Genomic DNA, 12,220 nt, shown 5'->3' on the forward strand with positions numbered 1-12,220 from the left:
ATCTTAAAAATGAAAGGTGTTATTAATTGGGATGAGGTTAAAAACTTTACTCTTGATGAGTTTGAATGTCGTTGCGGTTGTGGTTTTAACAATATTGACCGTGATTTAGTTTATAAGCTTGACGAAGCTCGTAATATTGCGGGTATTCCTTTTTTTATAAATTCTGCTTGTAGATGTTTGAAGCGTAATATTTCTGAGGGTGGCGAGGAGTTATCAAGTCATTTGCAGGGTTTAGCCGTAGATATAAAAGTTCTCGGTTCTGCTCATAGATTTTTGATTTTAAAATCATTGTTTGCTTTAGGGTTTGTTCGTATAGGTGTGTATAAAAATTTTATACATTGTGATTTAGATAAAACTAAACCTCAAAATGTGGTTTGGTACAAATAAAAGAAAGGTTTAAAAATGAATGATTTACTAAAAATGTTAAAAGATGGCACGCTTTCAAATGTGCTCAGTAGTGTTGGTAAGGTTGCAAGTGTATTTAATCCTGCAATCGGTGGCGGTTTGATGTTGGCAAGTAATATTACCGACAATATTGCAGATATAGACGATGATTTTTTAGAAAATAAAGTTATTGGTTTGCAGGGTACCGCACTTCGTATAGACAAAATGGTAGAGAGTAAACAAGTTGATTACGACACATTAAAAATGTTGTCTGATAATTTAAAATCTATGTCTGTTTTTGCACAAAAAACAGCTAAATTAATAGCATAAGGATAAAGAAATGCCAATCGTTACACGCACAGAAAAAGGTACACCGTTAACACATGTTGAATTAGATAATAATTTTAATGAGTTAGATAATAATCTAGCTTCTCTTTCTAGTCTTACTAAAAAGCTCGTTGGTTCTTTTACAGTTCCCGCTTCTGGTACTACTCCTATTTTTAAAATACCTTTTACTAAAGTACCTGATGGTAAGGGTATTGATTTTAAGTTTCATTTTTCTTACTTTTTTGATGGTGTTTATTATGAGTATGATAATGTTATTTTGCTTAATGATTTTTATCGTATTTCTTACGGTGGTAGTGGAACTCCAACTATGACAACTACTGCTTCTAGTAGTGTTTTATCCGTTTCTAAAGTTGCTGATGGTTTTGAGATTAGAACAAATAGGACAAATGATATCCCTGTTACTGCACATTTTCAAGTTGAATATATTGCACCTTATGCTATTTTTGAACTTGCGTAATTTGATATAATTGTGTATTATTCTAAAATATTAAATAAGGTTGTATAAATGGCTGAATATGTAGAAAATGGTTATTCCGAAAGTGGTTATGTTGAGGGCGATGAAGTTTCGTCCTCTACTCCTGTAGATTGTAATGTTGATTTAACTGCGGTTATGTCTAATATAGCTTTGCTTAAATCTCAAAATGCAGATATATTATCAAAACTTGAGACTCTTTTAAACGGTGTTGCAACTAATAAAAGTTTATCTTTAGAGATAAATAATAAAGTTGTTTCATTGGCTTCTAATGTTGCAAATATTAATATTCCTGATGTCGATTTGTCAAATATTGTCACAAAAGATTTCTTTATGGCTAAAATACCTTTTGCGAATGATAAGCATTTGGATGTTTATCCAAATGGTACTGTAGTAAAGGTTAGATATTTGCCTGCAATATATACTGTTTATAGTTCTCATTTCGTGCCTGTTCCTAACGAGTATCATAAATTTAGCTTGATATATACTGTTCATAAAAACATTAACGGTCAAGACTATTATTCTGATTATCATAGTAGTGATGTTATTAATATAAATCAAGAAGAGTGGGTTTATAGTCCTACCCCTGAAATTGTTGGTTAATAATGGGTGCTTTAAAAGCTGTTAATTCAAGTAACGGTTTACAATCTAAGTTTGATAAATATTTAGATGGTGTTAAGATTGAAAATAAAGAGTCTGCTATAAGCGTTAATACTGCTTTAAAAGATAGTAAAACATATCAATCTTCAGTCAATAGCGGTGCTTCATTCGGTTTTAATGATATTGTAAATGCAGGTGTCGGTGCTACTGTTGCCGGTGCTGTTGCTCAACCTGTTTTAGATTGGATTAAAAAGAAGTATGACGAAAAAGCAAAAGAATTAGGTGTCGGTAAATATGCGGATACTTCTAAATCTTCTGGTGCTAGTTCAAATAATTCAAATAATTCAAATGGTTCAAGTTCTGAAACTTCGTCTGCTCCATCTGCTCCTGCTTCTCCTAGCGGTGCAAGTGGTTTATCTCCTGCTAGCTCTGCTTCAAATACTTCTCTTATTGATGTATTAAAAACATCTTCAAATAATGTCGGTTCTGTTGCTGAAGTTGTTTTATATTCTAATTCTCAAATCGTTGCTTCTCTTGAAAAATTAAATATTTCTTTTGAAAAAATGAGAGAGGTTATTGTCTTGAACGGCGAGGTTCAGCAGGCTTATAATGATGTTAATTTGCAAATGTCCCAAACTGTTCACGATGTTGAAGTCGCTTATAAAGAGCAGGGTTTGACAAATCACACTGAGCTTATGAATAAATTAGAAGAGGTTGTAAGTAAGGGTGTTCAGCTTGATACCGTCAAGGCTGACTTAAATGCTCGTATGACTGCAATAGATAATGTTAATAATCTTTTAAAATCTGATTTAGAACATTTACAAAAGGAAGTGGCTTCTAATCCTGAAACAACCAAATTTAAAGAAGATTTACTTTTAAAACTTGGCGATTTAGGTGTTACTATAAAAAGAAGTGAAAATGAAGTAGCCTTAACTGATAAAAAACTTGAAAAAGTGAATTATGAATTAACCCCTACTTCTTTTTCAGATATTCACGGAAACGATACTATAACCGCTTCTCCTCTTGAGCTTGCAACTATGAAAAATATAGGTGTTGCGACTTCTACTGCTTTGGAAAATTCAACCACTGCGGATGAATTAGGTTTGGACGATTTTAACGATAGTCTTGATTTTTCCGCTACTGATTTGTTTAAAATATTTAAGTTTAACGGCATTGCTGACAATTTAGCCGCTATTGCAAATATCAATGAAGATAGCTTTGCTTCTCATATTCCAAATGTCGATTTAAAGTGATTTGTTCAATTTATATTATATAAAATTCAACACTTTTTAAAAAAGTGTGAGTTTTATCTTCTGCAACTCCCATAAATACGATTTTAAAAAAAGAAAATTTCACACTCTGTAAAATAAACAAAAATCCCGCACTATTTCAATATTAAATAAATAGTTTGGTGGTATATATGGCACTCGGTCAAATAGGTAAAAATTCCGCTTCTGAATTTTTTGAAACTATAATATATATGACTGCTTATTCTGAGGCTCAAAAACAAATACATCATTATACAGAGAGTATTGAAAACCCTATTTTACGCGAAGCTACTGAGAGTGCTATGAATGTTGCGGTTTTCGGTGGTATTTTTATGATTATTAGATATGAAGAAGCAATTTTAGAAAAAGCTTTTGTTGTTGCTTCTGGTCTTGTTACTGTTTTGATGGGTGTAGGTAAGAAAGCAGTTGATAAATTAAAAAATGCAACTTTTAGAGGTAAAAAACTCGGGATTTTATCAAAAATTCTTGGTAATATTTCCGATGATGGTGTCGCAAAAGCTCAGGTTGTTACTACTCAATTGGGTAATTTTATGACTTCACGAAATAATCAGTATCAATCTGGTAATTTAATAGATAGCACTTTAAAAGTTCGTGAGAATGTTGTTGAAAAAGAAAGAAGTTCTTTAATGCTTGGTTCTTCGATGGCTGATAATTATGTAAATAGTCTTATGTTTAAGCTTATGACTTCTTCCTTTACTCCGAACGATGAAACAATGATTAAAAAAATATTAGGTCGTGACGCTACTACAACTTTAAATGTTGATGATATGAATAAAATAGGCTCTTTTATGTTCACTAAAGATAGCACGGGGCATATTACGGGATTAACTGAACAGTTTTTTAGTTTGGTTAACGGTTTAGGTTATTTACATAATAAATAAAAAGGGGTAAAAAATGGCTATAAACTGTGAAACTGTAGCGGCTGAAGAGTTAAAAAGATTAAGAGATATTCAGCGACTTCTTCAAGCTCTCTATAAAATCATAAACGGTTCTTTGGATGGTGTTAATTTGGAAGAGACTTTATGAAATGATTTCTGTTTTTAAAGGTTGTTGTTGTTCTGATTGTCCTGAACCTTTTGCTTTCCCTTTTAGTCAGTATTATCGTCAAAATTTAATTCATGTTCTCTACGGTTCTCGTTTTCATTCTGACTCTGATTATGGTGTTGCCGTTTATGGTTTTAATAATAAAGTTTTGTTTAGTAAAATTTATCCTTTTGGTTGTGATATTGAAAATATAATGCTTTCTTTGGCTTCTGAATATTTGCCTTCTCAGATTGATTTATATAATTCATTTTTTCCGCCTATTACTAAAACTTTTTTTTATGAAGATGATAATTGTGTAGTTTATAATTTTAGGGAAGTTGAAACAACTCCTGTCGAACTTGATGATGTTTTAAATTTTTCTTATGATGTGATATATTTTTTACATAATCGTGTTCGTGATGGTCGTATAGTTGATGTTAAATAATAAAGGATAAAAAAATGCCACGATACAAAGTCCAATTAAAACAAGGCTCCCGAACTATAGTAGAACATATTGAATGTTCCAATGTTGAAAATGTATTAGCTTTTTATCAATCTGTTTCAACTATGAAAATAACAGAGATTTTAAAAGTAGAATACGAACTGCCTGCTTCTGCTGTGATACCTCCTGATGATTTTCAATACCGTTCTATCTATAAAGGATTGATAAAAGATACAGCGACAAATAAATCTAGACAAATCATATTGCATAATATTAAATTATCTGTTAGTGAAAATGATATAGTTCCTCTTATAAGAACACATATGAAAATTGATGGTGCTTCTGTAGATAGCATTTATTGTTCACTTTTCAAAAGGTAGAAAATGGCTATAACTAGAACTGAAGTTCAAAATTATTTTACATATTTTGATATCCTTATAGATACTGACGGTAAAAGATTAAACTGTTTTAAATGTGGTAAAGATTTGAAATATATTTCAACTACAGTCGGTTACAGATGTATAAATAGTCACTCATATACTTTTGTAAATATGCTCAACACTCACGCTGAATTTATTTCTTCTTTGATAAGCAATCTTGCAGATAAAAAAGTTTGTGAAGCTTGATAGGGTGGCGAACCCTTAATAAACCTCTCTCTTTATTTTAAAGAAAAAAAATAAAGCCGCGTAGACAAAATCAAAATATTCATTTCTTTAGCATAGAAAAGTGCTACAACTCAAAAAAAAAGGGCTTTCGGGGATTTTATCCCTGAAATAGCCCTTTTTCAAAAGCACAAATTATAAGCGAATTTTTAAGTGTTATCTAAAGCCCCGTTATAGCGTAGCGATAGGGGTAACAAGCGATTAGCGCGTTAGGGATTATAGAAAAATAACAGATTTCAAGAGGTAAAATTCAACACTTTTTAAAAAACCGTGAAACGAACCCCTTTAAAACTCCCTAATATACGAACTTAAAAAATATTTATTTCACACTCTGTAAAATATTTAAAAATCCCGCACTATTGCACTATCTAAGAAGTAAAAAACCTTAGAAATAAAACAAAAGGTCGGATTTATGATTAAGCAAATTATAAATGGCAAAAACATAAAAACTGTTACTGCTAATATGTCAACGGCTGACGCTACTACTTTGAGTGCAATACTCGTTGGTAAGCTTCAAACTTGGAAATTAGAGTCAGAGGGCGGGACTGCTATAACTGTAGCAACTCCAAATTACATCCGTTTCGCTGTAGGAAAAAAAGGTATCTCGAACCGTCAATCTACGAGCGTATTTGTACCGCATATGAAAAATACAAAAACTCTTAAGGATATAGAGAGTGTTGTTATTGGTAATTGGGACGCGGATTTTCAAACTACTTCAAAATGTGAATATTGTATCGCCGTTGGCGCTTCAAGTAAAGGAATTTAAAAAAAATGAAAACTATGGTAATCAACCGTGTAAGCGGTAAAAACAATACTATTTATGTTCCTACGGACGCGACAAATGCTCAATCTTTCGCAACTACTTTTCTTGAGGGCGAGTATCAAGTTTTAAGCTTTGTTGGCGAAGCTGGTAATGATGTTGTAACTACTTGTTATGATTGTAATGTAATGGTAAAAAACACTACAACGGGCTTAAAAGCTTATTTAAGTTTCTTAGCTGCTTCTAATAAAACGGAAGAGGATATCTTTACAGCTTTAAAAGGTCTTACAATCAACGGTGTTCATGTTGATGAAATCTATATGATTTCTATGAAAAAAGTTACTTTCTAAGTCTGTTAATATGACAATAGAAATTTACGCTATTCTTGCGGGGTTGACATTGACATTTTTGACTTCATTGCTTTCTATTAGCTCTCGTTTCGTGAGATTGGAAAGTGATGTTAAAGTTTTAAAAGATGAAATTGAAGATTTCGGAACTTTAAAAGATATGATTTATCGTATCCACGCTCAAAATGATGTTCTTTTACAAATGAGAACAACTCATAATCAGTCGCAAAACTAATTTCTCCTTTTTAAATCTCATAAATGCCCTTAAAAGCACTTATGAGATAAAATAAACTTTCAATCAAAAAAACAAATTTAATCAAATTACGCTAAAACCCTTGACTTTTATTACGGAATTTCTGTGAAATAAATGGATGAAAATTGTATAATAAGCTTATGAAATATTATAGCTATGAAAATTTTAAAATTGATACAAACACTCTAATCAAAGAAGTTAAGAGCGTGGGTTTTGATGCAATAGTCGCGATTGCAAGAGGCGGTCTGACTCTTTCACATGCAATGGCAGAGGGTTTAAATATTCGTCAGGTTCAAAGTATTAAAACTGAGCTTTATGACGGAAGTATAAAGAGAGAACGCATTACAGTGTCGGGTAGATGTGAGTTTAAAGATGTTAATAGAGTTTTGGTTGTTGATGATATTTCTGACAGCGGCGATACGCTAAAAGCCGTTATGCAATATCTAAAAAGTGAATTTCAAGATATAGAGTTCAAATCTGCAACTCTTTTTTATAAAAAAACATCTATCTATGAACCGGACTTTTGGGTAAATGAAGCAGATGATTGGATTGATTTTTTCTGGGAGAGGGATTTTTTAGAGTAATTTAATTATTTCTCCAATAACCGTTTCTTTTTTTAAAATCGGTTTCGTAAATGTAGCCTGAAATGTCGATTAGTGTTTGCATATCAAATCCAAGATCAGGCATAAGACCGTGTTTTTTAATTGCGTCATGCATCAAAGAAGTTTTTTCTTGAGGATTTTTTACCCATTTTGACATATAAGAAACAAACTCTTCTTTAGTTTTAAACGCCTTTATATATCTATCCTTAAATTCTAAAACCGACGGTGCAGATAATGTTTTTGTTTCGTTGTGGCAAGTTAAACAGTTACCGTTAAAGAGCAATGAGCCTACATCGTCTGCGAAAGATAAAGCAGAGATGAAAATTGCAAGGAGAGCATATCTCATAATACTACTTTCTATGAGATTTTATCATCTCGTAAGCTTGATTTATATCTTGGGTTTTTGCGGTTGCCTCTTGCATGTAAGCATCGTCTTTACCTTGAGATTTTATAATGTCCGGATGATATTCCCTAATTAATTTTCTATATGCTTTTTTAATTGTATCCATATCGTCGTTTTCACTAACGCCTAGAAGTTTGTATGCATCATCTATATTTACTTTTGGTTTGATGTTATGCATCATCTCTTCAAACTGATCAAATATTGCATGATAAACATTCGGGTCAAATTCAAATGCCTCTGCAATAGAAGCCAACACGCTCTCTTCACCCTTGCTAACTTCTCCGTCAACAAAAGAGAGTTGGATTAAGAATCCCATAAATTGGTGCTGTTTTGCTTTATCTCTTTTGATTGCGATGTTAAGTCTCTCTGCAATCTCTTGAGTGTTATCGGAGATATCTTTTTGTTCGTTAAAAATCTCTTTAAGTATATCTCTTGTCTTTTGCGGTTCCGGAAACAGTGCCGAGATATCATCAAACATAATACCGATAAGTTCAGCTTCAAGAGCATCGACTCTCCCGTCTGCTTTTGCAACTTTTGCGACAAGTGCGACAAAAAGACCTAAATCACTATTTTGCAGGGACTCTTTAGAGATAGAAAAATTTTTAAAAGCTTCTTTGGAATAATTAGTATATTTTGAATAGCTTTTAAATATCCAGTAAAAAAATGCGCCTACAATAGCCAGTAATATTATATTTCCCATAACTCTCCTTTTATTAACTGATGTTACGCACAAATAGGAGCGAAGCCCCTTTTTGTGGCAGGGACACATTTGTCCCTTGCAACCCCCTAAAGCTACCCGCAAATGCGGGAGAGTAAGAGGTTTTTACGCACTTTTAGTGCGTAAGGTCAATTATTAATTGCATAATTATAAGAAATGGAAGCTAATAAAGAGATATAAATTCTCAGTTACTCGTAAGTTTATGGTAAACCCTTTTTGCGGTAATCTTTCCAACCCAAAAAACTTCACCCATAAAAGCTTCTTTCATATATCCGTCATTATCAAATGCGACAAGAACATCTACTATTCTGTCACCCTTGTCAAACGGTTCTACACGCATGTTATATATATTTTCTGCATTAGTGGAAAACTTTAACATTGCAGAGTTTCTATCCTTGCCTTCTAAATATGATACTAAAACATTATTTTTATCGTTATGCGCTCCCACGGCGACTAAATTATAACTTTTTTGTTTTGCATTGCAGTTGATTTTTGTATTAAGATAAGCACTAAGCGAATCATTGTCCATATATTGATCTTCTATTTTCTCCTCTTTAGAGGTCTCTTGCACTTCTTTAAACGTTAAATTGGGTCTAAGACGAGTTACCAATTTTGTTGTTTCTTCTACAAGTTTAATCTCTTTTTTTTCGTGATTAAAGGAGTAAGTCAGATGTTTTGTTTTTTTTGTAGTCTCTTTGATTTTTACAAAAGTATCGGGGATATACCTGCCGTTAATTATTTTGCCCTTACTTATAAAAGTTTCGACTCTATTGCTTAAAAGTGTTGCCGCAACACCTATTGTATAGGCTACAAGTTTTATTTCATAATTTTTACCGTCTTCTTTGAGTGTAACATCGGCATAACCGACATGGTCAAATAAGCTGACATGAACATCATATCGTGTTGAAAAATCTTGTGCAAAAATAGAGCTTATAAATAAACATGCCAATAAGATATGTTTCATACTCTACCTCCTATGTCTCTTTATTATACCTAAATTTATATTTTAATCAATATTTCCAAAATAGAAATCTACATAAAACCCTAGCTTATAATTTGGCTCATAATCATACTGCCTATGAAAACTAATAGACGGTTTAATTTCATATGTAATCCACTTGCGAAAAATATCTTGACGCCAAGAAACGGAGCTTGAGTAGTCGCTTATGCCGGAATATCGCTCTGGTGCAGCATCGCAAACATATTTTGAATTACCCCAAAACTCCTGAGAAATGCTAAATCCTTTTCTATCCGAGAGTGCCAAATAGTAAGCGAAGATTACTGCATAGTCAAACCCGTCAATAGAGGCTTGCGTCTTACGATGAAGCGTTGTTCTAAAAAGAGAGTGTTCATTTAAAATTTTATCAAAATAGATATTTGTCTCTTCGCTAAAGTCGTATTTTGATGAGTATTTAAATTGTTGTACCGGTTTAATTAACCAATTTTCATATTTAAAATCTTTACTGTATCTAGCACTTGCATAAGCAGACAAACCTTTAACGCCTAATGAGTATTTTGATCTAATATTTTTATATAAAGGTGCGAAATAGCTAACCCCTACATCCGCCCCCTTTTCTTTGTTGTTAGGTAAGGTTTTACTCAAATCATCTTCGTTTATATCGTCAACGAAAAACTGAAGGCTCTCCTGAGATCTTATAAGAGGTATTTGTGCTCTTATTCTAGGGCTAAATGAAGTTGACTCTTTTGATTGAAAAAGAGTGCCTAATCGAACTTGAATAAAACTTGCTTCACTCTCCTCTATATAAACTTCACCTTTAAAAAATTCATCAATAGATCTTTGCTCTTCAAAAAATGAATCAACTCTCTTTTTTTCTCTTTCGTCACAATATAAATCCTCATCCCCACTGCTAATCCATCTGCTGATACCTCGGTCAATACCGTCAAATATATTTATGACTTTTTTTGAAATTTTCTCCTGTTTTTCGTCAATGTACTCGACAAATGTTCTATTAGTCGTATTGCTATCCGCAACCGCATTTAAAACAAAAAATAGGTACGATACAAAAATCAAGGCACGAAACGACATAATCTTTCCTCCGCTTATGTTAATGATTATAACCTATTTTCAATGAAAATAGTAGGTATACTTTCATCTATGAAATATATAAAAGAATTAAATAACGGTGTTAAATATATGCTTGCGGCATCATTTTTGTTTGCAATTATGGGTGCATTTGCAAAACTTGCTTCACAACATATGAGCTCTTTGGAAGTTGTCTTTTTTAGGAATCTCTTCGGTGTAGTCCTGATAGGTTATGCCATATACAAAACTCCTATGAAACAAAGCGGAGGCAAGCCTTTTTTACTCTTTTTTCGTGGTTTTATGGGTTTTGTCTCTCTTCTTGCCTATTTTTATAATATCGCACATATTCCGATGGGAGATGCCGTTACATTTTCAAAAACGGCACCGATTTTTACTGCTGTTTTTGCTTGGTTATTTTTAAACGAAAAGCTCACTTTTAGTGCTTGGCTTGCAGTTTTTGTCGGCTTCATCGGAATTTTGCTTATAACTCAACCCAGCGGAATCGCCTTTAGCAAATATGATTTACTCGGGATTTTTAGCGGTATAGGTGCGGCACTTGCCTACACATCCGTAAGAGAGCTTAGAAGTTATTACGATACAAGGATGATAGTTCTCTCTTTTACATTGGTCGGAACAATAGGTCCGATTATTCTTTTTGTCTTATCAAAATATTTTTATATGACAGAGTTGGATTTTATGATGGGCGAGTTTGTTATGCCTAGCGGAGTCGTGTGGCTATATGTAGTCGGGCTTGGGATTTTAGGGACGCTTTCACAATACTATATGACTAAAGCGTATGGCGAAACAAAAGCCGGAATCGTGGGAGCCGTGAGTTACTCAAATATTGTTTTTGCTATTTTAATCGGGGTTTTTCTTGGAGATTCTTTGCCGAATTTTATAACTACATGCGGTATTATTCTTATCGTCGGTGCCGGAATAGCGGTGGCAAAAACTAAATAAGGCGGGTTTAAATTCGTAATTTAAACTCATTATGATATAATCATTTTTTATTTTTTATAAGGCAGATATATGAAACTACTCGCTGGACCTTGTGTTATAGAGAGTGAAGAGAACATCTTTAAAATCGCCAAGGCTTTAGAGATTTATCAAAATGATTCAACTATAGACTTTTATTTTAAATCCAGTTTTGATAAAGCCAACCGTACATCGCTTGATAGTTTTCGCGGTTTAGGTATAGAAGAGGGACTTAGAATTTTAGAAAAAGTCAAAAATGATTTTGGATACAAAGTAGTTACGGATGTGCATGAATCGCATCAGGTAGCTCAAGTAGCAGAAGTTGTAGATATGCTTCAAATCCCTGCATTTTTATGCCGCCAAACCGACCTGCTTGTTGCATGTGCAAAAACTACAAAAGAGGTAAATATCAAAAAAGGGCAGTTTATAAACCCGCCCGATATGAGATACTCCGTAGCAAAAGTGCTTAAAACCCGCGGTTGCGATGAGGTAAGTTATGAAAATTCCAAAAAACACGGAGTTTATCTATGCGAGAGAGGCTCATCTTTTGGCTATGGAAACATCGTTGTAGATATGCGTTCGCTTGTAATTATGAGAGAGTTTGCACCGACAATATTTGATGCGACTCACTCAGTTCAAGCACCGGGTGCGCTTGGCGGAAAAACAGGCGGAGATAGAACAATGGTGCCTTACTTGGCTAGTGCTGCGGCAGCAGTCGGAGTGGACGGTTTCTTTTTTGAAACTCATTTTGACCCAAGCATAGCACTAAGTGATGGTCCAAATATGATAAAACTAGACGAGCTAGAGGCTCTAATAACAAAGATAAAAAAGATAAGAGAGATATAACTCTCTCTTTTGAAAAAAGAGTAGCTTTAGTGACCACAGCGGTCTAAGCGAA

At 33.3% G+C, this 12,220-nt stretch carries 20 protein-coding genes; 16 read left to right on the top strand and 4 right to left on the bottom strand.

What is annotated here, in order from left to right; translation table 11 throughout:
• Positions 1 to 9: 9 nt before the first annotated feature.
• The 14 genes from PHQ93_RS06155 (at position 10) to PHQ93_RS06220 (ending at position 7,164) form a co-directional block, all read left to right on the top strand.
• Positions 10 to 387, top strand: a complete 378-nt coding sequence (locus PHQ93_RS06155) for a D-Ala-D-Ala carboxypeptidase family metallohydrolase (RefSeq protein WP_299942188.1) — start codon at positions 10 to 12, stop codon at positions 385 to 387.
• 15 nt (positions 388 to 402) lie between these two features.
• Positions 403 to 714 (top strand): hypothetical protein, encoded by a 312-nt coding sequence (locus PHQ93_RS06160; protein WP_299942190.1) that lies wholly within the window; start codon positions 403 to 405, stop codon positions 712 to 714.
• 10 nt (positions 715 to 724) lie between these two features.
• Positions 725 to 1,189, top strand: coding sequence for a hypothetical protein (locus PHQ93_RS06165; RefSeq protein ID WP_299942192.1), 465 nt, complete (start codon positions 725 to 727; stop codon positions 1,187 to 1,189).
• 48 nt (positions 1,190 to 1,237) lie between these two features.
• A complete protein-coding gene (locus PHQ93_RS06170; protein WP_299942194.1) occupies positions 1,238 to 1,807 on the top strand; it encodes a hypothetical protein in 570 nt (189 codons plus the stop codon).
• A gap of 2 nt (positions 1,808 to 1,809) precedes the next feature.
• The gene (locus PHQ93_RS06175) at positions 1,810 to 3,057 is read left to right on the top strand and encodes a hypothetical protein (protein WP_299942196.1); all 1,248 of its coding nucleotides are present in this window, start codon (positions 1,810 to 1,812) and stop codon (positions 3,055 to 3,057) included.
• 167 nt (positions 3,058 to 3,224) lie between these two features.
• Positions 3,225 to 3,974 (top strand): hypothetical protein, encoded by a 750-nt coding sequence (locus tag PHQ93_RS06180; RefSeq protein ID WP_299942198.1) that lies wholly within the window; start codon positions 3,225 to 3,227, stop codon positions 3,972 to 3,974.
• Positions 3,975 to 3,987: 13 nt separating this feature from the next.
• On the top strand, positions 3,988 to 4,119 hold the full coding sequence (locus tag PHQ93_RS06185; protein ID WP_299942200.1) for a hypothetical protein: 132 nt from the start codon (positions 3,988 to 3,990) through the stop codon (positions 4,117 to 4,119).
• A 1-nt stretch (position 4,120) separates the two neighbouring features.
• Complete coding sequence (locus PHQ93_RS06190) at positions 4,121 to 4,561, top strand: hypothetical protein (RefSeq protein WP_299942202.1); 441 nt, start codon at positions 4,121 to 4,123, stop codon at positions 4,559 to 4,561.
• A 14-nt stretch (positions 4,562 to 4,575) separates the two neighbouring features.
• The gene (locus PHQ93_RS06195) at positions 4,576 to 4,938 is read left to right on the top strand and encodes a hypothetical protein (RefSeq protein ID WP_299942203.1); all 363 of its coding nucleotides are present in this window, start codon (positions 4,576 to 4,578) and stop codon (positions 4,936 to 4,938) included.
• A 3-nt stretch (positions 4,939 to 4,941) separates the two neighbouring features.
• The gene (locus tag PHQ93_RS06200) at positions 4,942 to 5,184 is read left to right on the top strand and encodes a hypothetical protein (protein WP_299942205.1); all 243 of its coding nucleotides are present in this window, start codon (positions 4,942 to 4,944) and stop codon (positions 5,182 to 5,184) included.
• A 499-nt stretch (positions 5,185 to 5,683) separates the two neighbouring features.
• Complete coding sequence (locus tag PHQ93_RS06205; protein WP_299942207.1) at positions 5,684 to 5,986, top strand: hypothetical protein; 303 nt, start codon at positions 5,684 to 5,686, stop codon at positions 5,984 to 5,986.
• A gap of 5 nt (positions 5,987 to 5,991) precedes the next feature.
• Positions 5,992 to 6,330 carry a hypothetical protein gene (locus tag PHQ93_RS06210; protein WP_299942209.1) on the top strand — a complete coding sequence of 113 codons (339 nt, stop codon included), beginning with the start codon at positions 5,992 to 5,994 and terminating at the stop codon, positions 6,328 to 6,330.
• 10 nt (positions 6,331 to 6,340) lie between these two features.
• A complete protein-coding gene (locus PHQ93_RS06215) occupies positions 6,341 to 6,562 on the top strand; it encodes a hypothetical protein (protein ID WP_299942211.1) in 222 nt (73 codons plus the stop codon).
• Between the two features lie 158 nt (positions 6,563 to 6,720).
• Positions 6,721 to 7,164 carry a phosphoribosyltransferase gene (locus PHQ93_RS06220; protein ID WP_299942213.1) on the top strand — a complete coding sequence of 148 codons (444 nt, stop codon included), beginning with the start codon at positions 6,721 to 6,723 and terminating at the stop codon, positions 7,162 to 7,164.
• A gap of 1 nt (position 7,165) precedes the next feature.
• On the opposite strand, the gene PHQ93_RS06225 is transcribed toward PHQ93_RS06220, so the two are convergent.
• The 4 genes from PHQ93_RS06225 to PHQ93_RS06240 all read right to left on the bottom strand — a co-directional run bounded on the left by PHQ93_RS06225 (position 7,166) and on the right by PHQ93_RS06240 (position 10,350).
• Positions 7,166 to 7,528, bottom strand: coding sequence for a cytochrome C (locus PHQ93_RS06225; RefSeq protein ID WP_299942215.1), 363 nt, complete (start codon positions 7,526 to 7,528; stop codon positions 7,166 to 7,168).
• A 4-nt stretch (positions 7,529 to 7,532) separates the two neighbouring features.
• A complete protein-coding gene (locus tag PHQ93_RS06230; protein WP_299942217.1) occupies positions 7,533 to 8,285 on the bottom strand; it encodes a DnaJ domain-containing protein in 753 nt (250 codons plus the stop codon).
• A gap of 202 nt (positions 8,286 to 8,487) precedes the next feature.
• Complete coding sequence (locus PHQ93_RS06235) at positions 8,488 to 9,267, bottom strand: DUF3108 domain-containing protein (protein WP_299942219.1); 780 nt, start codon at positions 9,265 to 9,267, stop codon at positions 8,488 to 8,490.
• Positions 9,268 to 9,309: 42 nt separating this feature from the next.
• Positions 9,310 to 10,350: a hypothetical protein gene (locus PHQ93_RS06240; protein WP_299942221.1), complete on the bottom strand. Its 1,041-nt coding sequence runs from the start codon at positions 10,348 to 10,350 to the stop codon at positions 9,310 to 9,312.
• 42 nt (positions 10,351 to 10,392) lie between these two features.
• On the opposite strand from PHQ93_RS06240, the gene PHQ93_RS06245 reads away from it, so the two are divergent.
• Together PHQ93_RS06245 and kdsA are read left to right on the top strand one after the other, a co-directional pair.
• A complete protein-coding gene (locus PHQ93_RS06245) occupies positions 10,393 to 11,307 on the top strand; it encodes a DMT family transporter (protein ID WP_299942223.1) in 915 nt (304 codons plus the stop codon).
• Between the two features lie 69 nt (positions 11,308 to 11,376).
• Positions 11,377 to 12,168 (top strand): 3-deoxy-8-phosphooctulonate synthase, encoded by a 792-nt coding sequence (gene kdsA, locus PHQ93_RS06250; protein ID WP_299942225.1) that lies wholly within the window; start codon positions 11,377 to 11,379, stop codon positions 12,166 to 12,168.
• The last annotated feature ends 52 nt before the right edge of the window (positions 12,169 to 12,220 follow it).

The organism is Sulfurimonas sp., assembly GCF_028714975.1.
Taxonomy (GTDB): domain Bacteria; phylum Campylobacterota; class Campylobacteria; order Campylobacterales; family Sulfurimonadaceae; genus Sulfurimonas.

Excerpts from the sequence above, each read along its gene's own strand:
- PHQ93_RS06230 (WP_299942217.1), bottom strand. The coding sequence starts at position 8,285 with ATGGGAAATATAATATTACTGGCTATTGTAGGCGCATTTTTTTACTGG.
- PHQ93_RS06180 (WP_299942198.1), top strand. The coding sequence starts at position 3,225 with ATGGCACTCGGTCAAATAGGTAAAAATTCCGCTTCTGAATTTTTTGAA.
- PHQ93_RS06175 (WP_299942196.1), top strand. The coding sequence starts at position 1,810 with ATGGGTGCTTTAAAAGCTGTTAATTCAAGTAACGGTTTACAATCTAAG.
- PHQ93_RS06170 (WP_299942194.1), top strand. The coding sequence starts at position 1,238 with ATGGCTGAATATGTAGAAAATGGTTATTCCGAAAGTGGTTATGTTGAG.
- PHQ93_RS06215 (WP_299942211.1), top strand. The coding sequence starts at position 6,341 with ATGACAATAGAAATTTACGCTATTCTTGCGGGGTTGACATTGACATTT.
- PHQ93_RS06200 (WP_299942205.1), top strand. The coding sequence starts at position 4,942 with ATGGCTATAACTAGAACTGAAGTTCAAAATTATTTTACATATTTTGAT.
- kdsA (WP_299942225.1), top strand. The coding sequence starts at position 11,377 with ATGAAACTACTCGCTGGACCTTGTGTTATAGAGAGTGAAGAGAACATC.
- PHQ93_RS06225 (WP_299942215.1), bottom strand. The coding sequence starts at position 7,528 with ATGAGATATGCTCTCCTTGCAATTTTCATCTCTGCTTTATCTTTCGCA.
- PHQ93_RS06155 (WP_299942188.1), top strand. The coding sequence starts at position 10 with ATGAAAGGTGTTATTAATTGGGATGAGGTTAAAAACTTTACTCTTGAT.
- PHQ93_RS06195 (WP_299942203.1), top strand. The coding sequence starts at position 4,576 with ATGCCACGATACAAAGTCCAATTAAAACAAGGCTCCCGAACTATAGTA.
- PHQ93_RS06210 (WP_299942209.1), top strand. The coding sequence starts at position 5,992 with ATGAAAACTATGGTAATCAACCGTGTAAGCGGTAAAAACAATACTATT.
- PHQ93_RS06205 (WP_299942207.1), top strand. The coding sequence starts at position 5,684 with ATGTCAACGGCTGACGCTACTACTTTGAGTGCAATACTCGTTGGTAAG.
- PHQ93_RS06240 (WP_299942221.1), bottom strand. The coding sequence starts at position 10,350 with ATGTCGTTTCGTGCCTTGATTTTTGTATCGTACCTATTTTTTGTTTTA.
- PHQ93_RS06190 (WP_299942202.1), top strand. The coding sequence starts at position 4,121 with ATGATTTCTGTTTTTAAAGGTTGTTGTTGTTCTGATTGTCCTGAACCT.
- PHQ93_RS06245 (WP_299942223.1), top strand. The coding sequence starts at position 10,393 with ATGAAAATAGTAGGTATACTTTCATCTATGAAATATATAAAAGAATTA.
- PHQ93_RS06160 (WP_299942190.1), top strand. The coding sequence starts at position 403 with ATGAATGATTTACTAAAAATGTTAAAAGATGGCACGCTTTCAAATGTG.
- PHQ93_RS06220 (WP_299942213.1), top strand. The coding sequence starts at position 6,721 with ATGAAATATTATAGCTATGAAAATTTTAAAATTGATACAAACACTCTA.
- PHQ93_RS06235 (WP_299942219.1), bottom strand. The coding sequence starts at position 9,267 with ATGAAACATATCTTATTGGCATGTTTATTTATAAGCTCTATTTTTGCA.
- PHQ93_RS06165 (WP_299942192.1), top strand. The coding sequence starts at position 725 with ATGCCAATCGTTACACGCACAGAAAAAGGTACACCGTTAACACATGTT.
- PHQ93_RS06185 (WP_299942200.1), top strand. The coding sequence starts at position 3,988 with ATGGCTATAAACTGTGAAACTGTAGCGGCTGAAGAGTTAAAAAGATTA.